This window comes from Mesorhizobium sp. P171375, from assembly GCF_057786075.1.
This window is the reverse complement of the sequence record NZ_JBYNWF010000001.1, coordinates 3,633,528-3,659,211: the sequence shown is the minus strand read 5'-3', so window position 1 is coordinate 3,659,211 and position 25,684 is coordinate 3,633,528. Positions and strand designations below refer to the sequence as shown.

Here is a 25,684-nt window from a genome sequence, read left to right as displayed (position 1 = left end):
GAGTTTTCCGACTATGACGACTGCCTCGAAATCAGCGCCGCTCTCTGTCTGGCGGCCGATCGCAACCGACACTTTCCTCGTCGGTACCCCGCATTACCCGGAGCATGTCGATGAGAGCTATTGGCAGCGCGACGCCGACCGCATGGCAGCCGCGGGCTTCAACGCGGTGCGACTTGCGGAATTCGCCTGGCATATTATCGAGCCGCATGAGGGGACGTTCGACTTCGATTTGTTCGACCGCGCCATAGATGTGCTGGGCAAGGCTGACATCAAGACCATCATGTGCACGCCGACGGCGACGCCGCCGCGTTGGCTGACGGTGCGTTATCCCGAAGTGTTGCGCGTCGATGCCAATGGCCGCGCCATGAGCCATGGCTCGCGCCAGCACGCCAATCTTGCGAGCGGAGTGTTCCGCGAGCATTCGAAGCGCATCACTAAAGCGATGGCCGAGCATTATCGCGGCAATTCGCACATCATCGGCTGGCAGACGGACAATGAGCTCAATACCTCTGGATCGCTGTCCTACGGTCCGGTGACTCTGGCCGAGTTCCAGGCGTTCCTCAAGGACAAGTACAAGACCATCGCCGCGCTCAACGATGCGTGGGGCGGGCATTTCTGGGCCACCGCCTACGACGATTTCGATCAAGTGGTGCTGCCCCTCGACTACGCCCCGGCCCCGGTCGGGCCGACCCATGTGGTCGACTATCACCGCTTCCTCGCCTTCGTCACCGCGCGGTTCCAGCACGATCAGGTGCTGATCCTGCGCGCCACCAATCCAGACTGGTTCGTCTTCCACAATCTGGGGCGGATCGACGACATCGACTTCCGCGGCGAGTTCTCGACCGATCTCGATTTTCTCGGCTTCGACATCTATCCGCACCTCTATGACGAGATGCAGCGCCTTGGGGGCGTCGGTGAGGCGCAGGCGCTGCATCTCGACATCTGCCGCGGCTTCACCGGCAACTTCATCGTGCCCGAGCAGCAATCGGGCTTCGGTGCGCAGCCGAACTTCTCGACGCTGACGCCCGAACCCGGAGAGATGCGCCGCATGGCCTATACGTCAGTGGCGCGCGGCGCCGATGGCGTGATGTTCTTCCGCTGGCGGCCGGCGCATTTCGGCGCCGAGATCTATTGGATGGGCATTATCGATCACGACGACATCCCGCGGCGGCGCTATGACGAGGCCAAGCAGTTTGCGGGTGAGGTTACGGCGCTCAAGGACAAGATCCTCGGCACCCATGTGCGCATGGATTTGGGCATCGCCGGATCAGATTTCGACAATCAGGAGATGCACCGCTCCTGCCCCATCGGCATGCCGAGCCCGCAGGACGATGCGGCGCTGCTACACCGCTATTGCTACCGCCACAACATCGCCTGCGGCTTCATCCATCCCGAGGATGATATCAGCAAGCTCAAGGCGCTCTATGTGCCGCATTGGCTGAAATGGACCGATGCGTGGACGGCGCGGATCGAGGCCTTCGCCAAGGCGGGTGGAACGGTTATCCTGGGCGGCCGCACCGGATCACGCGACGTTAACAACCACGTCATCCGCCACACCTCGCCGGGCAAGAGGCTCTCGGCGCTGGCCGGGATCACGGTCGAGGAGTTCGGGTTGCTGCCGCCGATCGGCGGCGACGGCATGTTCGAGCATGGCGGCCGCTTCGGCGCCAACACGGTGCGCAAGAAGCTGCCGGCGACGTCGGCGAGCCGCCAATACGAGCTCAAGATCGGGAATGCGCAGGTGACGGCGGCGCATCTTTATGAGCTGCTCAACATCGCGCCCGGCACGGAGGTTATCGGCAGCTGGGCCAGCCGCTTCGCCGAGGGCCAAGCCGCGATGACTTCGCGCAAAGTCGGCAAGGGCAAAGTGATCTACCTCGGCACGTACCTCAGCGATGCTCTGGTCGGGGTGCTGGCCGATCAGGTGTTGGCGCCCGCCGGCATTGTGCCGCTCATCGCCGACATGCCGGCCGGCGTCGAGGCGACCATCCGCGAGAGCAAGGACCGCCGCCTGCTGTTCATCCTCAACACGTTGGGCGAGTTGGCAAGCATCGGCAATGTCCCCGCGGGCAAGGATTTGCTAGGCGATGGCAAAGTACGCGGCGGTAAGCTGTCGCTCCCGGCCTATGGCTGCAGCATCATCGAACTCGACTAGGGATGTTGTCGCTTTGGGAAACGCCCAATATCTTCGGTCCCGATAATCTTAGATTTGGCAGCAATCTCCGCTCTAGGCATCTTTGTGCTGCCACGTGCCACGACTTTCGGTGCGACCGTCACGAACACGCGTTTCGTACGTCCCTCATGCTTCTCCGCCGCTTCACGGTTATCAAACGCGCCGAGATTGCGCCTCTTCCCAGGCTTTTTTGTCCGATAGCGGCGCTGTCGGTGCCCAGGCGGGTCGACCAGACCCCGCGCTTCGTCCCCCGATATGCCGGTGCGCACGGCCAGTTCCTCGACTGTTAGAGCGTCGGTGCCGGTAATCTCCTTGTTTGCGGCAGGGCTTCGTCGGCCGTCAGCAGCAGGGCGGCTTCCTGTCGATCTCGAACGCGGCCTGGTGCCCATGGCGCTCATGGTCGGCATGGCGCCACCCTCACCTGCCCGGCGAACACGACCCGCCGCAACATGCTTAACGCCGGAGCAGCTTGTCGTGTTACGATTGCCCGTCGGCATCCTCAAGCCAACGCGGCTGCAAGTGCCGGCTCGTGAACCAAACATGCGGGCGAGCTGACGGCAGAAGATTTTCCTGCCGCAGAGTTTCGCAAAGCGAGGAGACGTTGATGCGCGCAAGGGGCCGATTTTTCCGTAGCCTGATGGCTGTCCTGTTTGCCGGTGTCTTCCGGGTGGATGCCGCCCATGCGCAGGATGCGGGGTGTACGCTCGAGCCGGTGGCCGGTACATCCCGACAGATTCTGAGATGTCGGGAAGGCCTTGCCGTCATTGTGGAAGGTGGCGCTCGTTTTACACTGGAGGATCGCGATCGAAACGGCAGTCCCGACGCGGTCAGGTTGCGGCGCAAAGCGCTGCTGCTCGATGCTCCTGCCGGCGCGGTCCAGGGTGGCTTCGCGGTTATCACCCCGCAGGCGATCGCCGCGGTGCGCGGCACAAAATGGGCAGTCGACGTTGGCAATGGCAAGACGTCTGTTTTCGTCCTTAGAGGTCGCGTCGCCGTGCAAAGACCGGCATCCTCTGCTGTCGTGGTCCTCGCACCGGGCGATGGCGTGGACGTCGAGGCCGGGACAGGCAAACTCATCGTCAAGCGCTGGCCCGCCAAGCGCGTTTCCGCATTGCTGGCCCGTTTCGGCCAGTGAGCTTGCCCGGTGAGCTTGCGCAATGAGCTTGCAATGAGCCGACGAGGGCTTCCGACGCTGATCGCGGTCATTCTGGCGGGTCTTTGGGGCGCCGGCCTGGGCTTCGCGCACTGGCACGGCAATTTCTGGTTTCTCGATCGCGTCGAGGCAACGATGACCGATCTTCGAACGCTTGTTCGAGGAACGGCAAAGCCGCCGGAGCTGATCACCATTGTCGCAATAGACGATGAAACGGTGCGGCGCGAGGGCAGCTATCCCCTCAGCCGCGCCACGCTTGCCCGGATCATCGATACGATAGAGCCGCTCGGGCCGAAAGCCATTGCGCTCGACCTGCTGCTGGTCGACCCCGGGGCAAAAGACACTGACGAGGCGCTCGCGCGTTCGCTGAGCAGGAGTAGAAGCGTAATCGCTGCAGCGGCGATCTACCCCGGAGGCAAACAATGGACGCTGGCCGTGGGCGAAGGACCCCTCGCCCGCGTGCCGAATGCCGAGCGGTTTCTGTGGCCCTTGAAAGCGTTTTCGGACGCCGCCGCTGTCGGCGTCGTGAACGTGGTCACCGACAGGACAGGAACGCCCCGGTTCGTGCCGCTGCTGTTTCGGGCCGGAGATCAGTTGCAAGCGTCCTTCTCCTTGCGTGTTGCCGCCATGGCGGCGGGAGAGGACCCTGGAATTGCGCCCGATGATCTATCGCTGGACGGACGGTCGATCCGTACGGACATTGGTCACATCCTGCCTCTGACATTCTATGGCCCGCGCGGCACGATCCGCACGATCAGCGCCGCGACGGTGCTGGCGGGCCAATTCGATCCCGGCGCTATCCGGGGTCGAATTGTCTTGATCGGAGCGACCGCAACCGGCACCGGCGATGTCTTCCCGACACCGTTCGATCCCATACTGCCGGGCGTCGAGGTGATGTCGACGGCGATTGCCCATCTGATGACGGGCGACGGAATCGTGCGCGACCAGACTGTTCGCCTTGCAGACGCGGGCTTTGCAGTGGCGCTGCCCATGCTTCTTGTCGGCCTGTTGGCGTGGCGCCGAAGCGCCATCGGCCTCGCGGCGGTCGCCGGCGTGGTCCTGATCTGGTTGGTGGTCAACATGACGGCTTTCCTGCACCATATCTGGCTGAGCGCCGCGCTGCCGATGACCGCTGCCATTCCGCCGGCAATCCTTTTTGGGGCAGCGCAGCTTTGGCTGGGCAGGAGCCGGGCCCAATATTTCGCCACGCAGAGCCAATTGCTTCAACGCGTTGAAGCCCCGGGACTGGGGGCATGGCTCGCCAAGCATGGCGACTTCCTCTCGGAACCCGTCCGGACGCAAGCCGCCATCCTGTTCATCGACCTGTCCGGCTTCACCGGACTGAGTGAAACATTGGGACCGAGCGCCACACGCGAACTCCTGAACAATTTTCACGCGTTGGTGGACGAAGAAGTGACAAGCTGCGGTGGCGTTGTCACGAGTTCATGGGTGACGGCGCCATGATCCTGTTCGGCCTGCCGGAACCGGCGACAGACGATGCCTTCAATGCCGCCCGCTGTTGCGTCGGGCTCTCCAGCCGCACCAACGATTGGCTTGCCTCGTTGCCTGCGTCGACCGCATCCCGGATCGGCTTCAAGATTGGAGCGCATCACGGACCGATCGTGGCCTCTCGACTCGGCGGCGAAGGGCGTCAGCACATCGCGGCCATCGGCGACACCGTCAACGTTGCAAGTCGCTTGATGGAAATCGCTGCCGACCAGAATGCCGAAGTGGCGGTGAGTTACGAAATGCTTGAGGTCGCCGGTCGCGACTGCGCGTTGTTCAAATCCGGTGCTTTAAGAGGACCTGTGGAGACCCAGATCCGTGGGCGATCCAGCTCGCTCGCAATCTGGCTTTGGCAGAGTGCGCGGGCGCCGCAGTAGATCCGGCCCCGTGATCAATGGCGCGCCATCCATGCCTTCGGCAAGCTCTGGCACCGTGAGGCCCCCGATCAAGACGTGCGCCGCCCTTTCCCCTTGAGGCTCCGCGCTGCCTGCTCAACCGCGGCGCGGTCGGTGCCCAGGCGATCGATCAGGTCCTGCGCTTCGTCGCCCGATATGCCGGTGCGCACGGCCAGTTCCTCGACCGTCAGGACGTCGGTGCTGGCGATCTCACGGGTTTGCGGCAGGGCGTCGTCGGCCGTCAGCGGCAAGGCGGCTTCCCTGTCTGTCTCGGCCTCGGCCCGGTGCCAGTGATGCTCGGGATCACCACCGCCTTCGCGCTGCCAGATCTGGTAAGCGCGCTTCTGGATCTTCTCGTGCCGTTCGTCACCCATCGTCGTTCCTCCTCGACTCGGTATCAGGGAAGAACGCCGCGATGATGAGATTGATCCAAAGAATTTGCATGATAGAAATGGCCAAGGATCGCACGATTCAAGCAACCCTACTCGCACTGGCGCCTTGGCCCGCCGGAATAGGGCTGGTAGCTGTTGTCCTCGGGACGGTAGGAGCGGTAGCGGCTGAAGCAGGATTCGACGTGATCGTCCGAAAGGTCCGCTGTTGCCACCAGAGGGCCGGCGCCAACATAGCTGACTTCGGCGGGTTGCTGCGCGGCCTGGTCGGCGGCGGCACTGGTTTCAAGATAGGGCGAGACGCAGGGGCGCTGCTGTCCGCTGTAGGACATGTAGCTGTTGTCGTCAGGATTGTAGGAGCGGTAGCGGTCCGCGCACCAGCTGACATGGGCAGCCGGCAGCCTGGCCTGCTGCTCGCCCGCATCGGGCGCCACCGCGCCTGTGCTGATCGGGTCCGACGACTGCCTCCTGGCGGAGGCGTCGGGTGCCGCGGGCTGCGCGGCGGCCACGCGCTCCAGCCCTGGCGCGGCCTTGTCCACCTTCTGTGCGTCCTTGGTCCACAATTGCGAGACGCTGTCGGCGGGCCTGGCCTGCTGCACGGGCTTGGCGACGATCAACCAGGCGGCGAAAGCCAGCCCGCTGGCAAAGACCGCAAGGGTCAGAACGAAGCCAGCTATCAGTGCCAAAACCGCTTTCATCACACACTCCTTGATCCACAGCTAATAGAATGCCGAGCATCGGGACTGGTTCCAGCAAGCAAGCATTTGGCAAGGGTCGGCAACTGGAGGGCCTCGGTGCCTCAAACCGGAAGCCGCACATCCACTGTGAAGTCATTCTCCGCCGCCAGCAGCGCGGCCACCATGTCCTTGTCGCGCTGGCGCTGCTGCAGATAGCACGTCACCAGCCAGTCCAGCGAAAACGCGCCGGCGCCTGCAATGGCCAGCACGAACATGCCGCCGGCGATTGCCAGATCCTTTTCGAAATGCAGCAGCTCGTTCTGGCTGGCGAGGTTGGTGTGGAACAGCGTGGCGGTTGCCAGGCAAAACAGGCCAAGGCCGATGGCGCCGAGGCGGGTGAGCAGGCCGGAGGCAATGGAGAGCCCTGCCCCGAGCTGCAGCGCGAGCGTGGCGATGAACAGCGGCAGGCCGATGCCTTGGGCGGCCATCGCCTTGGCGGCGGCGTCGAAATGGGTGGCCAGCGTCAGGCCCTCGTGCAGGAAGAGCACGGATAAGAGCAGGCGGGCGGCGAGCAGTGTGATGTCCTTGAGGTGGTATTTTGCGGCGAGTAGGCGAAGCGTCGCGGCGTGGTCGGTGGGTGTCATGATCTGGCTCCGGGTCTTGGCAATGGGCAGGCGCCGCGCGCCCGGTGGGCGCGCGTGGATGGCGCTAGACGGGTGATGTGCGAGGGGCCGGAGCCAGCCTGAGGGAAGCAGCCGGCTCTGGCTTTTTGGGCGCCGGCCACGGGCGCCCAAACTGGGGTGGGTTGGGGTTGAGGTCGGCGCCAGGGCCCCCTCTCCGTCTCGGCTTCGCCGAGCCACCTCTCCCCCACTTTGTGGGGGCGAGGAACCCAAGCTCTTCTAGGCTGCGGCTTACTGCGTCACCTTGGTGTTGATCGCCTTTTGCAAATCCTCGAGTTCCTCGCAGCCGGCGGGGCACAGTTTCTGCAGGGACGCCAGCTGCTCGTTGGCCTTGGCCATGTCGCCGGTTTCGACGTAGAGCTCGCCGAGATATTCGCGGGCGGCCTTGTGGCCGGGCTTCAGCTCCAGCGCCTTGTTGTAGTAGGTCAGCGCGGTGGTGAAATCGCCGGTCTTGCGCAGCGTGAAGCCGAGCAGATTGTAGACGTCGGCCTGCTGGTTGTCCTGCGCGAGATCACGCAGGTCTGCCAGCGCGCCTTTGTAGTCCTTGACGGCGATCTTGGCCTGGACGGCGGTGAGGTCGGGCGCGTCAGTGCCCTCGATGTCGTCCACCGCATAGGCCGGCATGACGGTCGCTGCGGGAACCACGGTCAGCACCGCAATGGCGCCGAGCAGGCCGAACAGGGCGTTTCTGCCCAGACAGGATTTTCTCATTGTCTTTCTCGCTTGGGTTTGAGTTACCCGTTCAAAGTTGAACGGGAGAGAAGCCGTACGCATTGCCGTCCTTGACGAAGACGCCGGTGCCCGGGAACGGGAAGTGCGACCCGGAAATGCGGATGTTGTCCGCGATCACCCGATCGATGATCTTGTGGCGGGTAGTGATCGCCGTCGGTCCGTCCTGGTCGTAGCTGCCCTGCCACTCCGGATGCGGCGCCAGAAGGGCCGGCACATACATGGTGTCGGCCGAAATCATCAGCTGCTCCTTGCCGGAATTGGCGAGGTAGACCGAGTGGCCCGGCGTGTGGCCCGGGGCGGCGATGATCTGGATGCCGGGCACCACTTCGGCGCCATCCTGAACCAGCTTCCAGTTCTTCCATTTCGGGAAATTTTCGGCGATGCGCTTGCCTGCCGGCTTGCGTCCCTCAGGCAGCTTTGCCAGCCGGCTCGGGTCGGTCCACCAGTTATATTCGGTGGCGTTGACGATCAGTTCGGCATTGGGGAACACCGGCGCGTTGGTGCCCTTTTCCATCAGGCCCCAGACATGGTCGGGATGGAAATGCGAGATCATGATGGTGTCGATCGCCTTGTAGTCGATGCCGGCGGCGGCCATGTTGGCCGGCAGATGCGTGGCATTGGTCTGCCACTGGCCGACGCCTGAGCCGGCATCCATCATGATGAGCTTGCCGTTCATCTTGAGCACGACGACGGTGAGCGGGATCGGTATGAAGTCGGTGGTCAGGCCAGCCTTGGCGAGCGCTGCCTTGGTGTCGTCGACCGAGACATCCTTGATGAAGGCCGGATCGTGGGGCTTGCGCCAGATGCCGTCATAGATGGCGGTGACCTCGATATCGCCGACCTTGTATTTGTAAAAGCCGACCGCGGGCTCCACCGGTGTTTCGGCGAATGCTGGTCTGGTGAATTCGAGCTTGCCGGCAAGACCGAAGGCGGCAGCAGTGAGCGTGGTTCCAAGCAATGTGCGACGTGTCATGCTGAACATGGTGATTTCCTCTTGTGAGTGGTGTCCGAAGTCGCGGAAGAGAGATGACGGAGAGCGCTGGCTACCCGTCCTGATCGGTTGAGGCGGCGGCGCGGATCCGGCGCCCATGACTCAGCGGCCCCAGATGCTGTCGCGGTTGTGCCGGTCAATGATGTCCTGCACCGAGCCCTGGCTCGGCCCGGTCGTCACCTTGGCGTCGACGCCGTCCTGGTGTGCTGTGTAGGGAATTGACGCCGTGGCATTGGTGTCCACGGAAGCCTGGCCGGCCTTGTTGGTGAAGTGGTCGCTGCCGGCAAAGGCAGCGCTCGAGGCAAGCAGCATCGCAGCCACGCTGAAAGCGAGCTTGGTCATGTCCAAAATTCCTTGTTTCGTTTCTTTGGGTCGCGGGCTGGAATGGCCCCGCTGACAACAAGACCCGGAAGGGCCGCGCTTTATTCCCCGGTGCGGTGAGATTTTTTTGGAAGGGCCGAAATCAACAAAGAGCGACCTGGCAGGACTTGCCCGGTGGCCTCGATCCACCGATGGCGCCAGCCCGTCTGGCGTCGCTCTTGAACCTGTTTCCGCCCCGTTCGCTCGCGATCAGGCGACTGACTTAGGGCGGTAAGATGCGCTAGGCGCGCTTGCGTTCCTTGTCTTTTGCAAGGTGGTAAGGCCGCACAAGAACTTCTGCCGGAATGTGCCATTCCTTGTTGAGCTTGAAGACCATATCCATGGTGAGCGCGCGCTTTCGGCTCAGCACCTCGGTTGCACGAGGCGATGACCCGATTACATCGGCCAAAGCCTTACGCGAGAGCTTGAACAGTTCCATATGAGACCGAATGGCCTCAACAGGATCCGGGGCTTCAATTGGATAGTGCTTGTCCTCGTAGGCCTCGATCAGGGTTGCAAGAACGTCAAAGCGATCACCGTCGGCAGAGCCCACCTCGGGCTCATTCTCAAAATATCTGGTGATCTCGGCAATCGCCCAATCGTAGTCGGCTTCGGTTTTAATGGGGCGAATGTTTTCCATCACACCTTCTCCGGATCAATCTTGTCATAGTCCTTGTGCGTCCCGACGAATTTGATCAGGACACGGTGAAACTTGTAGGCGACGTGGACGATCAAGCGGTATTTGTTGCCACCAATGTCGAAAATGACGCGATTGTCGCCGACAAAATCAACTGTTGCACCGAACGCGTCCTTGATGTCGGCGGGAGTCTTCCAGTCGGCCCTACCGACAGTCACGTACCACGCAGTCAAAGGCGCCTCGGCCTGATTGTGTTTGGCCCAGAAGTCCCTCAGTGCCTTCTTGGCAATTATCTGCATGGTTTGATATAAGATATTCCCGTATTGGGAACAAGCGGAATTTTCCCAACTTGGGAAAATTCCGAGCGTAAGCGCTACTCCGCCGCCTCTGCGTAATCCACGGGCACATAGTTGAGGATCGGGCCGAGCCAGCGTTCGACCTCGGCCGAGGGCATGTCCTTGCGGCGGGCATAGTCCTCGACCTGGTCGCGTTCGACCTTGGCGACGCCGAAATAGTAGCTTTCGGGATGCGCGAGATAGAGGCCGGACACCGAAGACCCCGGCCACATCGCATAGCTCTCAGTCAGGCTGACGCCGGCATTACGCTCGCCGTCGAGCAACCGGAATAGCGTTGCCTTTTCGGTATGGTCGGGCTGCGCGGGATAGCCGGGCGCCGGGCGGATGCCGCGATAGGGCTCGCCGATCAGATCGTCCGGCGCGAGCGCCTCGTCGGTCGCATAGCCCCAGAAGTCCTTGCGCACCTTCTCGTGCATGCGCTCGGCGAAAGCTTCGGCGAAACGGTCGGCCAGCGCCTTGACCATGATCGAGGAGTAATCGTCATTGGCCCGCTCGAAGCGCTCGGCGATCGCCACCTCCTCGATGCCGGCGGTGACGATGAAGCCGCCGATATAGTCCGGCTTGCCGATGTCGGCAGGCGCGACGAAATCCGACAGCGCGACATTGGCCTTGCCGTCGCGCTTGGTCAGTTGCTGGCGCAGCGTGAAGAAGGTCGCCAGTTCCTGCGAGCGCGCCTCGTCGGTAAACAGCCTGATGTCGTCGCCGACGGTATTGGCCGGCCAGAAACCGATGACGCCGCGCGGCGCGAACCATTTTTCCGCGATGATCTTCTTCAGCATCGCCTGCGCATCCTCGAAAAGCTGGCGCGCGGCAGGGCCCTGCGCCTCGTCCTCGAGGATTTTGGGGTAACGCCCCTTCAGCTCCCAGGTCTGGAAGAACGGCGTCCAGTCGATATAACGCGCGAGCTCGGTCAGGTCCCAATTGTCGAAAACCTTCACGCCCGTGAAGGACGGCCTCGGCGGCTCATAGGCCGACCAGTCGACCTTGTGCGCATTGGCCCTTGCTTTGGCCAGCGGCAGCCGCTGCTTGTCGGCCTCGGAGCGGGCATGCGCTTCGGCGACTTTTTTGTATTCGGCCCGCACCGTGTCGACATAATCGGCCTTGCCGTCGTTCGAGAGCAGCGACGAGACCACGCCGACGGCCCGGCTGGCGTCGGTTACATAGACCGTCTGCCCCTTGGAATAGCGCGGGTGGATCTTCACCGCCGTGTGCACGCGGCTGGTCGTCGCGCCGCCGATCAGCAGCGGAATGTCAAAGCCTTCGCGCTCCATCTCGGCCGCCATGTGCACCATCTCGTCCAGCGATGGTGTGATCAGGCCGGAGAGGCCGATGATGTCGACATTTTGCTCGCGCGCCGTCTGCAGGATCTTCGCCGCCGGTACCATGACGCCGAGATCGATGATCTCGTAATTGTTGCAGGCCAGAACCACGCCGACGATGTTCTTGCCGATGTCGTGGACATCGCCCTTCACCGTCGCCATCAGGATTTTGCCCGCCGTCTGGCGCTCGCCATTGTCGATGCCGTTGGCGGCGTTGGTCAGTTTCTCCGCCTCCATGTGCGGCAGCAATCCGGCCACCGCCTGCTTCATCACCCGCGCCGACTTCACCACTTGCGGCAGGAACATTTTTCCCGCGCCAAACAGGTCGCCGACGACATTCATGCCAGCCATGAGCGGGCCTTCGATGACATGCAGCGGCCGCTCGGCGGCGAGCCGCGCTTCCTCGGTGTCGGCGTCGATGAATTCGGTGATGCCGTTGACCAGCGCATGGGAAATGCGCCCTTCGACCGGCAGCTCGCGCCAGGCAAGATCGCGCTCCTTGCCCTCCTTGCCGGCCGTGCCCTTGAAGCGCTCGGCGATCTCCAGCATGCGCTCGGTGGCGGTGCCGCCGGCCCTGGGTGCGCGGTTGAGCACGACATCCTCGCAGGCCTCGCGCAGCTCCGGCTCGATCGTGTCGTAGACAGCGAGCTGGCCGGCATTGACGATGCCCATATCCATACCGCGCTGGATGGCGTGGTAGAGGAACACCGCGTGCATGGCCTCGCGCACCGGCTCGTTGCCGCGGAACGAGAAGGACAGGTTCGACACGCCGCCGGAGATATGGACATGCGGCAAGGTGTCGGTGATCTCGCCGGTGGCCTCGATGAAGTCGACGCCGTAATTGTCGTGCTCCTCGATGCCGGTGGCGACCGCGAAGACATTGGGGTCGAAGACGATGTCTTCAGGCGGGAAGCCGGCCTGCTCGGTGAGAAGTTTGTAGGCGCGGGTGCAGATTTCGACCTTGCGCGCCTTGGTGTCGGCCTGGCCGGCCTCGTCGAAGGCCATGACGACCACCGCCGCGCCATAGGCGCGCACCAGCCTGGCATGATGCAGGAACGCTTCTTCGCCTTCCTTCATCGAGATGGAGTTGACCAGCGGCTTGCCCTGCACGCATTTCAAGCCGGCCTCGATGATCTCCCATTTCGAACTGTCGACCATCACCGGGACGCGGGCGATATCAGGCTCAGCGGCGATCAGGTTGAGATACTCGACCATCGCCTTCTTCGAATCGATCAGGCCTTCATCCATGTTGATGTCGATGATCTGGGCGCCATTGGCGACTTGATCGCGCGCCACGTCGAGCGCGGGAACATAGTCGCCCGCCGTGATCAGTTTTCGGAACTTGGCGGAGCCGGTGACGTTGGTGCGCTCGCCGACATTGACGAAGGGAATCTCGTCGGTCAGCGTGAATGGCTCCAGCCCGGACAGGCGCATCTTGCGCTCGGTCTCGGGAATGGGGCGCGGCGGGTACTTTTTGACCGCTTCGGCAATCGCCCGGATGTGCTCCGGCGTCGAGCCGCAGCAGCCGCCGACGACATTGACCAGCCCTTCCCTGGCAAAGTCCTCGATCTGCGCGGCCATGAAGTCCGGGCTCTCGTCATACCTACCGAATTCGTTGGGCAGGCCGGCATTCGGATAGGCGCAGACGAAGGTGTCGGCGGCGCCCGATATTTCGGCCAGATGCGCGCGCATGGCGTTGGCGCCGAGCGCACAGTTGAGGCCGACGGTGAACGGGCTGGCGTGGCGCACCGAATGCCAGAACGCGGTCGGCGTCTGGCCCGACAGGGTTCGGCCGGAGAGATCGGTGATGGTGCCCGAAATCATCACCGGCAGGCGCACGCCCTTCTCGAGAAAAATCTCGTTGCAGGCGAAGATCGCCGCCTTGGCGTTCAGCGTGTCGAAGATGGTCTCGATCAGGATAATGTCGGCGCCGCCGTCGATCAGGCCGCGCAGCTGCTCGCCATAGGCCAGGCGCAGATCGTCGAAGGTCACGGCGCGATAACCGGGATTGTTGACGTCGGGCGACATCGAGGCGGTGCGGTTGGTCGGCCCGAGCGCGCCGGCGACGAAGCGGCGCTTGCCGTCTTCCTGCTCGGCGCGAATGGCGGCGCGCCGCACCAGCCGCGCGCCGTCGCGGTTCAGCGCGTAGACCGCATCCTCCATGCCGTAATCGGCCTGGGCGATCGAGGTCGAGGAGAAGGTGTTGGTCTCGAGGATGTCGGCGCCGGCGATGGCGTACTGATAGTGGATCTCCTCGATCGCTGCGGGCTGGGTCAGGATCAGGAGGTCGTTGTTGCCCTGCTGGTGGCAGGCGCAGCCGGCGAAGGCCTCGCCGCGAAAATACTCCTCGTCGAAGCCCAGGCCCTGGATCTGCGTGCCCATGGCGCCGTCGAGGATGAGGATGCATTCGCGCGCGGCCGCGGTGAGCGCCGCAAGCACTTCCGAACCGTCGGGCATTGTCGCGACGGGGCCGAACAAATCGTCCAGCGATGCAGAATTCTGCGACATTTTTTATCCTTGAGGCGACAACCATCACATAAGGATATCTTTATGTCAATATACGGGATGTCACAGCCTGACGGCGTCGACAGCAAACTAGGGCTACGCCTTCCTATTCGCCCACCACGTCCCGATACACTCTCACCTCGCCATCCTGGCCGCGAATGCGCCAGTCCTGCCCGTCCCGCCCCTCAATATGGCATGGCCCAAGCGGCACCTTGCCGCCGCCTTCCGGCAGGTCCAGCACATAGACGGGATTGCAGATGCCCGACAGGCGGGCGCGCAGCGCGCCGGCCAGCGCCTGTCCCTCGGCAATGGTGGTGCGCCGATGCGCCATGCCGCGCGCGAGGTCGCCATGGTGCAAGTAATAGGGCTTCACCCCCAGGCGATACATCAGCTCGCGGCAGAGTTCTTCCAGCACCTCGACCGTGTCGTTGACGCCCTTGAGCAGGACGCTCTGGTTGAGCAGCACGAAGCCCGCCTGGCGCATGGTGCGACAGGCCTGTTCGGTGGCTGGCGTGATCTCCCGCGCGTGGTTGAAATGGGTGACGATGGTGACCATCAGCCGGCCCTGCAAGGCGCCGACCAGCCCCGGCGTGATCCGCGCCGGCAGCACGACGGGCACGCGGGTGTGGATGCGAAGCAGCCGCACATGCGCGATCGTCTCGATGCGGGCGCGGATTTCTGCCAGCGCCTTGTCCGGCAGCGACAGCGGATCGCCGCCGGTCAGGATCACCTCGCGGATTTCGGGATGAGCTTCGATATAGGCAAAAGCCTCTTCCAGAGCCTCTCGCGTGTATCCGCGGCCGATCGACGTCAGCGACTCCTTGCGGAAGCAGAAGCGGCAATAGACCGCGCATTGATAGGTCGGGAACAACAGCACACGGTCGGCGTGGCGGTGCGTCAGCCGCGGCACCGGGCTGAAGGCATGGTCGGCGATCGGATCGTCGAGCTCGCCCTCGGTTTCCACCAGCTCATCTGGCGACGGGATGATTTGCGCGCGGATAGGATCGGCGGGATCGTTCCAGTCGATCAGGTCGAGATAGGTTTTTGGCGCACGCACCTTGTGACGCACAGCCGCCTCCTGCGCCGCCGCGCGCTCGGCCGGCGACAGCGGCAGCGAGGCGAGATCGCGGACATGGCGGACGCCGGCGCGGACGTCGTCCTGCCAGACGGTGTCGGCATTGGCGGCTTTGAGATTGGTGTCTGTGGTCATTGGAGGTCTCGGAGCAGCAATTTGGGCGGAGCTATCGGTCGGATGGCGCAGTTGGTCAACCGTCTGTTGCCGCCGACGTTGATCCGTAGAGTTCCCGCCGACCTCAGAGGCTGACGCTGCCCCTCATTGCCCTGCCGGGCATTTCTCCCCGTAAAACGGGGAGAAAGTGGCTAATCCCGACTTTCGCCGCAATCGACCAGCGGAACGATTTCGGGCAATCTGACGGGCGCGCCAAGGGGGAGATGGGCGCTGACAGGGAGGACCGCCATGAGCAAAAGACCGCGCTATGAGGATGCCGTTCAGCGCTTTCGCATTGAGGATGAGATCGCCCGGTTGCATGGCAACCCTGAAACCGGCATCAATGCCTATGTCGAATGCTGCGGCCGCTACACCGGTGAAAACCGGCTGGCGCTGCGCGCGATCTCGGCCGGCGGCGAATTGCGAGAATTCAGCTTCGACGATCTCGCCGACATGTCGGGTCGCGCCGCCAGTGTGCTCAAGGCTGCCGGCGTCGGTGCCGGCGATGTCGTCGCCGGCATGCTGCCGCGCATCCCCGAACTGGTGGCGCTGATCCTCGGCACATGGCGCATTGGCGCGGTCTACCAGCCGCTGTTCACCGCCTTCGGCCCGAAGGCCATCGAGCACCGTCTCGGCTATAGCGGTGCGAAGATCGTGGTGACCAACCCGGCCAATCGCGGCAAGCTCGACGAGGTCGAGACACCAGCGCAAATCGCGACCATTCTTGGCCCCGGCGAGGCGCTGCCGGAAGGCGACATCGATTTCCGCGCCGCCGTTGCGGCCGCCTCGCCCGACTGCCAGCCGGTGATGCGCAAGGGCGACGACCTGTTCATGATGATGTCAACCTCCGGCACGACAGGCCTGCCCAAGGGCGTGCCGGTGCCGCTGCGCGCCCTGCTGGCCTTCGGCGCCTATATGCGCGATGCGATCGGGCTGCGGGCCGACGACATCTTCTGGAACATCGCCGATCCCGGCTGGGCCTACGGCCTCTATTACGCCATCACCGGGCCTTTGCAGCTCGGCATCGCCACGACCTTCTATGAAGGCGCCTTCAACGCCAAAAGCACCTACGACATCATCGAGCGGCTCGGCGTCACCAGCCTCGCCGACTCGCCGACCGCCTATCGCCTGCTTATGGCGGAAGGGCCTGAGGCCGCCGCTCATGTAAAAGGCAAACTGCGCGTGGTGAGCAGCGCCGGCGAACCGCTCAATCCGGAAGTGATCCGCTGGTTCGACGCAAATCTCGCCGCCCCCATCCATGACCATTACGGCCAGACCGAAAACGGCATGATGGTGAACAACCATCATGGCCTGGCGCATGTCGTACGTGCGGGCTCGGCCGGCTTCGCCATGCCCGGCTACCGCATGGTGGTGCTCGACGAGGCAGGCAACGAGCTCGGCCCCAACCAGCCCGGTATCCTTGCCGTCGACATTGGCAGATCGCCGCTGCGCTGGTTCGAGGGTTATCATCAGGCCGAGACGCCGGCGATATCAGGCGGCTACTACCGCACCGGCGACACGGTGGAGTATGAGCCGGACGGTTCGGTGTCCTTCATCGGCCGGGCCGACGATGTCATCACCTCGGCCGGCTACCGCATCGGGCCGTTCGATGTCGAAAGCGCACTGATCGAGCATCCGGCGGTCAACGAGGCGGCCGTCATCGGCGTGCCCGATCCGCAGCGCACCGAGATCGTCAAGGCCTTCGTGGTGCTGTCACCGGCCTACAAGGGCAACCCGAAGCTCGCCGAAGAGCTTGCCCAACACGTCAAGAAGCGGCTCTCGGCGCATTCCTATCCGCGCGAGGTCGAGTTCGTCACCGAACTGCCGAAGACCCCAAGCGGCAAGATCCAGCGGTTTTTGCTGAGGAAGGCGGAAGTGGAGAAGCGCAAGGCAGGCTGAAGCCTTCGATCTTCAAGCGCCGAAGCCGCTTCTCGTTGATTTCCGCCACGCAATAGCCGCGAAGTCCCCGGAGGCTCTCAGGCCTGTCGATCACCAATGAAGGGGGCTGCGTCATGCGGATGGTCTGGACGATTGTGTTCGCGCTGGCGAGTAGTACTGCTTCGCGGCCTCGCCGGAGGATGACTATATCGCCGCGCGCGACAAGGCGATTGCGGCCATCGCGGCGCTGAACAGCGCGAACACGGCGATCGAAACCATCGACGCCCAGAACGAGAAGGCGCGGGCCGACCTGCAACAGCGTCTTTCCGGCATCATCGGCCCCTTGGCGGTCAAGGATTTTCCGGCAACCGGCACGATCAATATCGAAAGCCTCAGCGACTCCGACATCGGCTACGGCATGCTCGATGGGCTGCGATACACCAAAGGCGACGACGGCCCCACCCTGGTGGCAACGACGCGAGGGCTGCTGGAGCGCTGGCTCCAGGCCAAAGCCGCCGAGACCGACGAGAGTTTCAAACTGCCTGCAAGCATCGATGCAGCGCTGAAGCTCGATGCTTTCTATACCCATGCGATCAACAGCGACGCCGCCTTCGAGGGAACGCTCGACTTTCCGCTGAAGATGCCTCAAGGCGCCGACATTGCCTTCGCACGGCTCGGCGGCAAGACGCAGGACGTCGGACCGATCTACGAGCAGGACGTCATCGTTACGCTCGTCAAAGGCAAGAGCGTCATGATCACGGCGGCGCCGGCGGCCCCTGCCGTCCCGAAGATCGCCGCCTGCGACGCCGTCTGGGCGGCTGCGGATGCCGCCGCGCAGAAATTCCAGGAGGCCTACCAGGCTTCGGACCTCAAGGACGAAAAAGCGTTCGATGCCTCCAACGCCGCCTGGGACAAGGGCGACAGCGACTATCGCGCCTGCATGGGCCAGCATCTGCCGGCAGACCCGGCTTTCCCGGCGCTGCTCACCCAGGTGCAGGCGCTGGCCGATCAGATGGCGGGAAAGTAAGGCTCCCGGAAGAGCCTCGCGGCGAGATCAGTCGGCTTTTTCTCGATTTCGGATGCGAAGGTTCCGAGCGGCCGCCCGATGCCGCTTGCGCAATTCATTGTTCAGGGAACCGCTCTACGCCTTTGCTTTAGTCGCAAGGCACTCAGCTTTCGCCCCCTATGCTGACAACCAAGATCTCAACGTTTATTCTCAGAACCGCCTTGAAGTTCAAATTTAAACTTTAGCTACTATAGTGGATCGACGGACTACTGCCCTGGAAAGGTATTCGGATCGAATTGGCAGGAGAGACACCCAATCCCGGCCGGTTGAAACAGGCCATTTTTTCTTCCGCCAACTTGCCGGCGGCGATTGCCTTTGTTGTGCTTCTCGTCTGTGCCCTGGTTGCCGACCAGAGGAACAGAGAGGTCTCCGATCAGCTGGCGCGCGCTGACGTCCTGGCCAAGGTCAACATCATACGCGCCAAGCTCGAAGGCAACATCACCGGCAATCTCCAGCTGGTTCAGGGCCTCGTTTCGGCGATCGTTACCGAGCCCTATATGGGCCAGCAGAGATTTGCTGCACTCGCCCGCAATTTGTTTGAGCAGAAATCGCAACTGCGCGATATTGCCGGCGCGCCCGATCTCGTCATCACTCTGATATACCCGCTGGAGGGCAATGAGAAAGCCATCGGGCTGGACTACCGCAAGACCGAAGCGCAACGCATGGCTGCGCTTCGGGCCCGCGACCAGCGCGCACTGGTGCTCGCCGGGCCGGTCAAATTGGCGCAAGGCGGACGTGGCTTCATCGGCCGTATCCCTGTCTTCGTGCCGACGGTGGGTGGCGGTGACCGTTTTTGGGGAATTGTCTCGGCCGTGATCGATATCGATCGGCTCTACAGCGCGAGCGGACTGACCGACCCTGACCTGGATATCGATGTGGCGCTCATCGGCAAGGATGCGCTGGGGGGTGGCGGCGAACTGTTCTTCGGCGGCGACAATGTCGTAGCCGGCAATCCGGTGACGGCGGAGGTGCAACTGCCTTCAGGCTCCTGGCAGATTTCGGCCATACCGAGGGGCGGCTGGCCGACCGGTCCGAAAAATGAGTGGCTGCTGTGGACGCTCATGGGGCTCGCCGGCGCGCTGGTGGTGCTGCCGATCCTCGTGGCCGGACGTCTTTTCGGTGAACGACAGAAAAATGACGCCGAGTTGAGGCGCCTGTCCAGGCGTCTGGAACTGGCATTGGAGGCCTCGGGGATAGGCGTGTGGGAGCACGACCTCGTCAGCAACGAGCTCGTATGGGACGACCGCATCAACGAAATCTATGGCAAACCCACCGACGGCAAGACCCGCGGCTATGACGACTGGGCGCTGGCGATCCACCCTGAAGACTTCGAGCGGGCGAAAGCGGACTTCGATTCGGCCGCCGCGACAAAAGGCCCCTACTCTTCGCAGTATCGGCTCCTGCGCCCGGACGGCAGCATTCGCCATGTCCGCGCACGCGCCAGTTTCTTCCAGGACATCAACGGCGGATCAAAAATGATCGGCGCCGAATGGGACGTGACCTGGGACGTGCTGCTCAACGAGAATCTCGTGCGCGAACGTCGCCTTTCAGAATCGAAGAATGCCGAACTCAATATGGCCAAGGCCCGCATCGAGCATGTCGCGCTGCACGATTCGCTGACCGGCCTGCCCAACCGTCGGTATCTGGATGAGATGCTTGCCGAAAACCACCAAGCCGAGGGCCGCGCAGCATTGCTGCATCTCGACCTTGACCGCTTCAAGCAGATCAACGACACGCTCGGCCACGCAGCCGGCGATGCATTGCTGGTGCATGCTGCGAAAGTCATCAAGGCCAGCGTCGGCAGCGCCGATTTCGTTGCGCGCATAGGCGGCGACGAGTTTGTCGTGCTGAGCCATGGACGCGACGACAAGGAGCTCGCCGCGCTTGCCGACCACATCATCGACGCCATGCGCCAGCCGATCGACTATCTGGGTCACCAGTGCCGGTTCGGCGTAAGCATCGGCATTGCAGCCAACAGCGGCGTCGACGCCAAGCAATTGCTCGTCAATACCGATCTCGCCCTGTACCGGGCGAAAGGCCGTGGCCGCAACCGCTACGAGTTTTTCAACGAAGAGCTGCAGAGCGAGATCGTTCGGACCAAGCAAACCGCCGACGAGATTCTGGGCGGACTCGAGCGGAACGAATTCGTCGTCTACTACCAGCCGCAGTTCGACGCCAGGACGCTGGAGATCGTCGGCGTCGAGGCGCTGTCGCGTTGGGACCATCCGCAACGCGGCATGCTGACCCCCGACGCCTACATCAAGGTGGCTGAAGAACTCAATGTCGTGGCGCTTATCGACCGCACTGTCCTGACGCAGGCGCTTGATAATTTCGAGCGCTGGTCGCGTAGCCACCTCAACATCCCGCGCGTGTCGGTCAACGTCTCCGCCAGGCGCCTGGAGGACAAGGACCTGATCAAGGGTTTGCGCAAGCTTGCCATCAAGAAAGGGACCGTGTCGTTCGAACTGGTGGAGTCCATTTTCCTCGACGAAAACGACGAACTGGTCACCTGGAACATCGAGCACATAAAGGGGCTCGGTATCGACATCGAGATCGACGATTTCGGCACCGGACATGCCTCGATCGTCTCGCTCCTGAAGTTGCGGCCGCGTCGCCTCAAGATCGATCGCCAGCTGGTCACACCCATCACCAGCTCAACCGCGCAGCGGCAGCTGGTGTCGTCCATCATCGACATCGGAAAGTCGCTCGGTATCGAAGTGATCGCCGAGGGTGTCGAGACGATGGAGCACGCGCAGATCCTGAAAGAGCTTGGCTGCGATATCCTGCAAGGCTTCCTGTTCGGCTACCCGATGGACGCTAAAGCCTTCAAGGCGTTCGCCCAGTCCCGCAAATGGCTGGCGGCGAGCTGACAAACCCTGCTTGACGCAATTGCGGACGGAAGAACCGTTTCCTGAAATGGCCTAGCTGCGCAGTCCCGGCGCTTCTGCCCCGTCCGCTCGACATATGGATCGACAGAAAGATTCAGCAGAATTTCAGAAATCTTCCGGTACGCGCCCGTTCCTTGGCTTCATTGTTCTCCTGAACAAACTGGAGGAGGTCGAACATGTCAGTGAATGAGAGCACGCGCCAAGCCGCCCGGCAGGAACTGCTGGAATATGCTTCCACCGTCATGGCTGCGTCCCCTTGTGCGCCCATGCCTGGAACAATGTTCGAAATGCTTGAGATCATCGCCATGGAGAGGCGGATGGCTCCCAGCCAAGGTGAAGGCGGATCAAATTCTCCTGATCCCTTGACGTCCGCGCCGATTGGGACCCCAATCAGGCAGCGTTTGGTCGAGCTGGTCAGATCGGCATTCAATGTCGCGAGAAAACCCAGGGAACGTACCACTGGCACTTGGCAGTTGCGAGCTTGATCTTGCCCGCGGGCTACTGTTGTGCGACGGGAAACCTGTCGCTCTGCGCTCCAAGGCGTTTGACCTGTTGACCTATCTCAGTAGGAATGTCGGGCGTGTCGCGACCAAGTCTGAACTGATGTCAGCGGTGTGGCCAGACGTTTTTGTGACCGAGGACTCACTGACGCAGGCGGTCAGGGAGTTGCGAAAAGCGCTGCAGGACGAAAGCCAAACTATCATCCGTACGGTCGCCAAACGCGGCTACGTGCTGTCTCTTCTCGAGGCGCCAAAGCAAGAGCGCTCCGGACAACCGAGCGTTGCGGTACTGCGTTTCAGCAATGAAGGTGCGCCGGAAGACACCCCTTTGATCGACGGTTTTGCCGAGGACATTGTCAATGCGTTGGCTCGCTTCGGAAGGGTCGACGTGCTGGCACGCAATTCCGGATTTGCCTTTACCTCGGATTCCGCTTCCGATTGGCGTGCCGTTGGCGACAGCCTTGGCGCAACCTATCTGGTCCGCGGCAGGGCGACGACTCGCGCAGACGGCATGCGGGTCACCGTCAGTCTCATGACTGCTTCGACGGGTGGAGTCCTCTGGAGCGAAACTTTTTCTGCGTCCGGCGGCCAGATCTTCGACATGCAGGAAGAAATCGCCTGCCGTGTGGTGAATCGGCTGGTCGCTCGGCTCGACGACGCAGGTATCAAGCAGGCAACCCCGAAGCCTCCCGACAGCCTGGCCGCATACGAGCTTCTCCTGCGTGGACTGGCCCGGCTGCGCGGTTACGGTGATGATGACAACAAGGCTGCGCGCGATCTTTTCCAGGCTGCGGTCGAAAAGGACCCGACCTATGCCTTGGCGCATTCCTACATCGCGCTCGCCGATCTCATTATCGGCGGCTATGCCGAGGCGTCCCCGGAATTGCTTGGTTCACTGATCGAGCGCGCGGAGTGTGCGGTGACCCTGGCGCCGGAAGAGCCGCGCTGCCATCGCGTGCTCGCCCAGGCTTTGATCTATGCCCGTCAGTTCGAAGCGGCCGAACATCACCTTCAGCGCGCGCTCGACCTCAATCCCTATGACGCCGATACGATTGCGCAAATGGGGTTCTTGCTCTCGATGAGAGGCAGGCCTCTTGAAGCACTCGCGGCGCTTGACAGTGCGATACGGATCAACCCGATCCATCCTGATTGGTACCACTATGATCGCGCCATCGCGCAATACTCGGCTGGAGATTACAAGGCCGCGCTTGTCAGCATGTCCAAGGTCCCCTCGAAGTCCCCCTGGCGACTGACAAGGCTGGCGGGGTGCCACGCGCAACTCGGCGAACTGAAGGAAGCTCAGCGCATCATGGCAGAGGTCAAGCGGATAGCACCTGACTTTTCGCCGATGCAGTTTGCGCAAACCGGGATTGCGTACGAACATGCAAGTGATGTGGAACATCTCGTTGCCGGCGTCGCCAAAGCACTTGCTGCGTGTGAGGAGCAACCCTAGAGCGGTTCATCGTTTCACGGAAACGCAGAACCGCTCTATCTCCTTGTTTTGACGCAATTCCGGACGGAAAACCGCTTCACACTTTTCCTGGAATTGCTCTACGCGGCACCGGCGAGTTTTCGCATTGGAAATGCGGCTTCTCGCAGGCTGGCCCCCGATCGACCAGCGGCGTGTCGGGAAACATAGGTGTTTGAGCAAATTGGTATTAATCTGCGCAGTACGGGTTCTTGGGGCAAAGGAATGGATTTCGGCACAGGCCATGGCTACCTCCTCATCGGCGGTCTCATCCTGGTCGGCGCCGGGCTGCTGATCCTGTCGCTGATCGTCAATCTTCGCGTGGCACACAGCGTGCGCGACGACGTGCGCCATCGTGAAAAGCTCCTGGAATACTATCGCAACATCTTTTCGCAGCTCGGCGTGATCCTGATCGGCATCGGCGTTTCCTTGTTCATCTTCTTTTTCCAGCAGAATTATCAGGACCAGCGCAGGCGCGAGACGGAACTGCAGCAGGTCATGGCAAAGCTGGCGGCACGCATTGCTCGCGGCGCCCCTGTCGTCGGCTCGCTTGGCGAATTCGACGAATTTCTGGATCAAGGCGGGCCCTATGTCAGTCCGGTGCTTGGGGGAGCGAACGCCGCGGTCAGCGCCCAGGGAACCGAGCTCGGCAAGCAGGTCGGCGAGATACTTCTGGTCGAGCGCGATGTCGACGTGCGCGACTTCGATCTCCTTAACCTGTCGCGCGATTTCGAATCCTCGTTCGTCGTCAACGAGCTCGATCCGACGCTGTGGTTCAACATCGTGCGCGACGAGAGCGAGATCAAATATGCCACCACCCAGCTCGCCCTCGATTACAAGGACCTGCAGGATGCGATCGGCGGCGAGTCGATTGAGGTTGCGGTCGCCAATTCTGAAAAGGAGCGCCGGATCAAGCACGAGGTGCTCGACATCTTCTATGATGCCGACCTGCTGCGCCAGCGCAGCAGGCGATTTCTCGGCCGCGCGTGCTGGCTGTTCAGCAAGGGGAAGAGCTTCGTCACCCTTCGACCGGCCGACGAGATTGAAGCCGATACCAAGTCGCACCAGGAATGGATCGAGCGGTCGAAACCACTGCTGACGCAGTCAAAGTCGGGCAGCGGCGATTGCTTCACACTGCTCCAGTACGGCCCCGTACCTGGTGGCTAGTCACCCACCCGCCGCAGCGTGCCGAGATGATTGTCGTTGAGAAAACCTATGGTCATGGCCGACGCCTTGCCGTCGGGGCCGACGACGAAGCTCACGCCGGTGGGCCGATCCGGCGTCTCGGTATCGGGGAAGGTCAGGAACAGGTCGCCGTCGTAATGCGTCAAGGAATAGGACCGGGCGCCAGCCGGGCCGACCTTGAGCACAAGGCCGTCTCCCGCGCTCACCACGACAGCATCGCCGATGAAGTCGTTGGCGTAACGGCCGGCATAGGCGCTGACCGGTGCGGCCGGCCTTGCCGGGGACGGCGGCGCGGCATAAGTGGCCTTGGCCGCCTCGACCGCCGGACCGAACAGACTGGCGTAGATCCCGTCCCATGCCTTGATCCAGTCCTTCTCGACAGAACCCTCGAAGACGAGATCGGCGAAGCTGTCGGACAGGCCCTCCGGCAACCCTGTCGGAAAGGCGTTGGCGATGATGACGATGCCAAGCCTCTCCTCGGGGAAAATTGTCACCAGGGTTCGGGCGCCGACGCTGAAGGCGCCGGCATGACCCCAGCTAAGGCCGTGGCGACCGAATTCCACATTCCATCCGAGGCCGTAGAATGACGCGCCGCCCGAGACGGGGTTTTTGCCGCGCGCCATCAGGGGAACATGCGTCTGGTCCAGCGCATCGGCGGCAATCAGCGTCTTGCCGTCATAGACCCCGTTGCCGACTATGAGGCGCACCCATTGCGAGAGATCGCGCGCGGTGGAGCTGACGCCGCCGGCGGGTGCCTGCGCATCCGGATCGCGCCTTACCTTCGCGGCCCAGACGCCATCGACCTTGACGTGCAGCGCGGCGCGGTTGGCATGTTTGGCGAAATCCGCATGGCGCGAGCTGGTCGAGGCCATTCCAAGCCGACGGTAGAGCTTCTCCTCGGCGACATCCTCCCAGGATTTGCCTGTCTGCTTGACGGCAGCAATGGCGCCCTCGGTCAGTCCGAAATTGGAGTAGGAGTAGCCGGCGCGAAAGCTCGACGATGGCGGCACGAAGCGCAGGCGATGCAGGATCTCGGCGCGGTCGTAACCGATATCCTCGAGGTCGTCTCCGGCGGTGCCCGGAAGGCCGCTGCGGTGCGAAAACAGGTCGCGCACCGTGAGTTCGCTGGTCGGATAGGGCTCGGCCAGCCGGAAGGCCGGATCGAGGTCGGCGACCTTCGAATCCCAAGACACAATCCCGTCGCTGACCAGTGCCGCCACCACCGTGGCGGAGACCGGCTTGGACAGGGAGGCGATCTGGAACACCGTGTCGGCGTCGACCGCCTCCGGCTTGCCGGCATCGCAATGCCCGAACCCTTTCAGGAAGATCACCTCGTCGCCATGCACGATCCCGATGGCGAGACCAGGTACGGCACCGTCCGCGACGGCACCTTCGGCGAGCGCTTCGAGCTTCGACATGGCGGCGGTGATGCGCTCGGGCGTGATTGTGTCGGCCGCCGCCGCATGCGGCCAAAGCACTACTACGGCGAAGAAGGCCCAAATCCTCCAATGGCAGAGATTCCGATCCAGCCGCACGCTCGCGCCTCCTCCCCTGTATTCGCCTGGCCATAGTACACGCCGGCTCTGGGTAGGCCAATG

At 62.7% G+C, this 25,684-nt stretch carries 20 protein-coding genes and 1 pseudogene; 8 read left to right on the top strand and 13 right to left on the bottom strand.

Features of this window, described 5'->3' with window-relative positions:
• Positions 1–13 precede the first annotated feature (13 nt).
• The 3 genes and pseudogenes from ACYHH6_RS17555 to ACYHH6_RS17545 all read left to right on the top strand — a co-directional run bounded on the left by ACYHH6_RS17555 (position 14) and on the right by ACYHH6_RS17545 (position 5,209).
• On the top strand, positions 14–2,155 hold the full coding sequence (locus ACYHH6_RS17555) for a beta-galactosidase (RefSeq protein WP_352592102.1): 2,142 nt from the start codon (positions 14–16) through the stop codon (positions 2,153–2,155).
• A gap of 655 nt (positions 2,156–2,810) precedes the next feature.
• Positions 2,811–3,308, top strand: a complete 498-nt coding sequence (locus ACYHH6_RS17550) for a FecR domain-containing protein (protein ID WP_488500453.1) — start codon at positions 2,811–2,813, stop codon at positions 3,306–3,308.
• Between the two features lie 33 nt (positions 3,309–3,341).
• Positions 3,342–5,209: pseudogene (locus ACYHH6_RS17545) on the top strand (CHASE2 domain-containing protein).
• Positions 5,210–5,277: 68 nt separating this feature from the next.
• On the opposite strand, the gene ACYHH6_RS17540 reads toward ACYHH6_RS17545, so the two are convergent.
• The 10 genes from ACYHH6_RS17540 to ACYHH6_RS17495 all read right to left on the bottom strand — a co-directional run bounded on the left by ACYHH6_RS17540 (position 5,278) and on the right by ACYHH6_RS17495 (position 15,083).
• A complete protein-coding gene (locus tag ACYHH6_RS17540) occupies positions 5,278–5,601 on the bottom strand; it encodes a DUF2934 domain-containing protein (protein WP_352592107.1) in 324 nt (107 codons plus the stop codon).
• A gap of 107 nt (positions 5,602–5,708) precedes the next feature.
• Entirely contained in the window at positions 5,709–6,317 is a 609-nt protein-coding gene (locus ACYHH6_RS17535; RefSeq protein ID WP_435053448.1) for a BA14K family protein, read from the bottom strand.
• A gap of 98 nt (positions 6,318–6,415) precedes the next feature.
• Positions 6,416–6,937, bottom strand: coding sequence for a DoxX family protein (locus tag ACYHH6_RS17530; RefSeq protein WP_352592112.1), 522 nt, complete (start codon positions 6,935–6,937; stop codon positions 6,416–6,418).
• Positions 6,938–7,204: 267 nt separating this feature from the next.
• Complete coding sequence (locus ACYHH6_RS17525) at positions 7,205–7,684, bottom strand: tetratricopeptide repeat protein (RefSeq protein ID WP_352592115.1); 480 nt, start codon at positions 7,682–7,684, stop codon at positions 7,205–7,207.
• Between the two features lie 31 nt (positions 7,685–7,715).
• Entirely contained in the window at positions 7,716–8,687 is a 972-nt protein-coding gene (locus tag ACYHH6_RS17520) for an MBL fold metallo-hydrolase (RefSeq protein WP_352592118.1), read from the bottom strand.
• A 111-nt stretch (positions 8,688–8,798) separates the two neighbouring features.
• The gene (locus ACYHH6_RS17515) at positions 8,799–9,038 is read right to left on the bottom strand and encodes a hypothetical protein (protein ID WP_352592121.1); all 240 of its coding nucleotides are present in this window, start codon (positions 9,036–9,038) and stop codon (positions 8,799–8,801) included.
• A gap of 259 nt (positions 9,039–9,297) precedes the next feature.
• Positions 9,298–9,696: a helix-turn-helix domain-containing protein gene (locus ACYHH6_RS17510; RefSeq protein ID WP_352592124.1), complete on the bottom strand. Its 399-nt coding sequence runs from the start codon at positions 9,694–9,696 to the stop codon at positions 9,298–9,300.
• Positions 9,696–9,992 carry a type II toxin-antitoxin system HigB family toxin gene (locus ACYHH6_RS17505; protein ID WP_112560925.1) on the bottom strand — a complete coding sequence of 99 codons (297 nt, stop codon included), beginning with the start codon at positions 9,990–9,992 and terminating at the stop codon, positions 9,696–9,698. Before ACYHH6_RS17505 ends, ACYHH6_RS17510 begins: the two co-directional genes overlap by 1 nt.
• Positions 9,993–10,066: 74 nt before the next feature.
• On the bottom strand, positions 10,067–13,876 hold the full coding sequence (metH, locus tag ACYHH6_RS17500) for a methionine synthase (protein WP_352592128.1): 3,810 nt from the start codon (positions 13,874–13,876) through the stop codon (positions 10,067–10,069).
• A 103-nt stretch (positions 13,877–13,979) separates the two neighbouring features.
• Positions 13,980–15,083, bottom strand: a complete 1,104-nt coding sequence (locus tag ACYHH6_RS17495; RefSeq protein ID WP_352592131.1) for a KamA family radical SAM protein — start codon at positions 15,081–15,083, stop codon at positions 13,980–13,982.
• A 267-nt stretch (positions 15,084–15,350) separates the two neighbouring features.
• Here ACYHH6_RS17495 and ACYHH6_RS17490 point away from each other — a divergent pair, with 267 nt between their 5' ends.
• Entirely contained in the window at positions 15,351–17,000 is a 1,650-nt protein-coding gene (locus tag ACYHH6_RS17490; RefSeq protein ID WP_435053449.1) for an acyl-CoA synthetase, read from the top strand.
• 183 nt (positions 17,001–17,183) lie between these two features.
• On the opposite strand, the gene ACYHH6_RS17485 is transcribed toward ACYHH6_RS17490, so the two are convergent.
• Positions 17,184–17,312, bottom strand: coding sequence for a hypothetical protein (locus ACYHH6_RS17485; protein ID WP_352592134.1), 129 nt, complete (start codon positions 17,310–17,312; stop codon positions 17,184–17,186).
• 10 nt (positions 17,313–17,322) lie between these two features.
• Here ACYHH6_RS17485 and ACYHH6_RS17480 point away from each other — a divergent pair, with 10 nt between their 5' ends.
• Both ACYHH6_RS17480 and ACYHH6_RS17475 read left to right on the top strand, forming a co-directional pair.
• Entirely contained in the window at positions 17,323–18,006 is a 684-nt protein-coding gene (locus ACYHH6_RS17480; RefSeq protein ID WP_352592137.1) for a hypothetical protein, read from the top strand.
• A gap of 305 nt (positions 18,007–18,311) precedes the next feature.
• Positions 18,312–20,915, top strand: coding sequence for a bifunctional diguanylate cyclase/phosphodiesterase (locus tag ACYHH6_RS17475; RefSeq protein ID WP_352592257.1), 2,604 nt, complete (start codon positions 18,312–18,314; stop codon positions 20,913–20,915).
• A 112-nt stretch (positions 20,916–21,027) separates the two neighbouring features.
• Here ACYHH6_RS17475 and ACYHH6_RS17470 read toward each other — a convergent pair whose 3' ends face one another.
• Positions 21,028–21,363, bottom strand: a complete 336-nt coding sequence (locus ACYHH6_RS17470) for a hypothetical protein (RefSeq protein ID WP_352592140.1) — start codon at positions 21,361–21,363, stop codon at positions 21,028–21,030.
• On the opposite strand from ACYHH6_RS17470, the gene ACYHH6_RS17465 reads away from it, so the two are divergent.
• On the top strand, positions 21,363–22,886 hold the full coding sequence (locus tag ACYHH6_RS17465) for a winged helix-turn-helix domain-containing tetratricopeptide repeat protein (protein WP_352592143.1): 1,524 nt from the start codon (positions 21,363–21,365) through the stop codon (positions 22,884–22,886). The genes ACYHH6_RS17470 and ACYHH6_RS17465 overlap by 1 nt on opposite strands.
• 240 nt (positions 22,887–23,126) lie before the next feature.
• Positions 23,127–24,068, top strand: coding sequence for a hypothetical protein (locus tag ACYHH6_RS17460; protein ID WP_352592146.1), 942 nt, complete (start codon positions 23,127–23,129; stop codon positions 24,066–24,068).
• On the opposite strand, the gene ACYHH6_RS17455 is transcribed toward ACYHH6_RS17460, so the two are convergent.
• On the bottom strand, positions 24,065–25,621 hold the full coding sequence (locus ACYHH6_RS17455) for a serine hydrolase (protein WP_352592149.1): 1,557 nt from the start codon (positions 25,619–25,621) through the stop codon (positions 24,065–24,067). The two genes, ACYHH6_RS17460 and ACYHH6_RS17455, sit on opposite strands and share 4 nt — an antisense overlap.
• Positions 25,622–25,684: the final 63 nt, after the last annotated feature.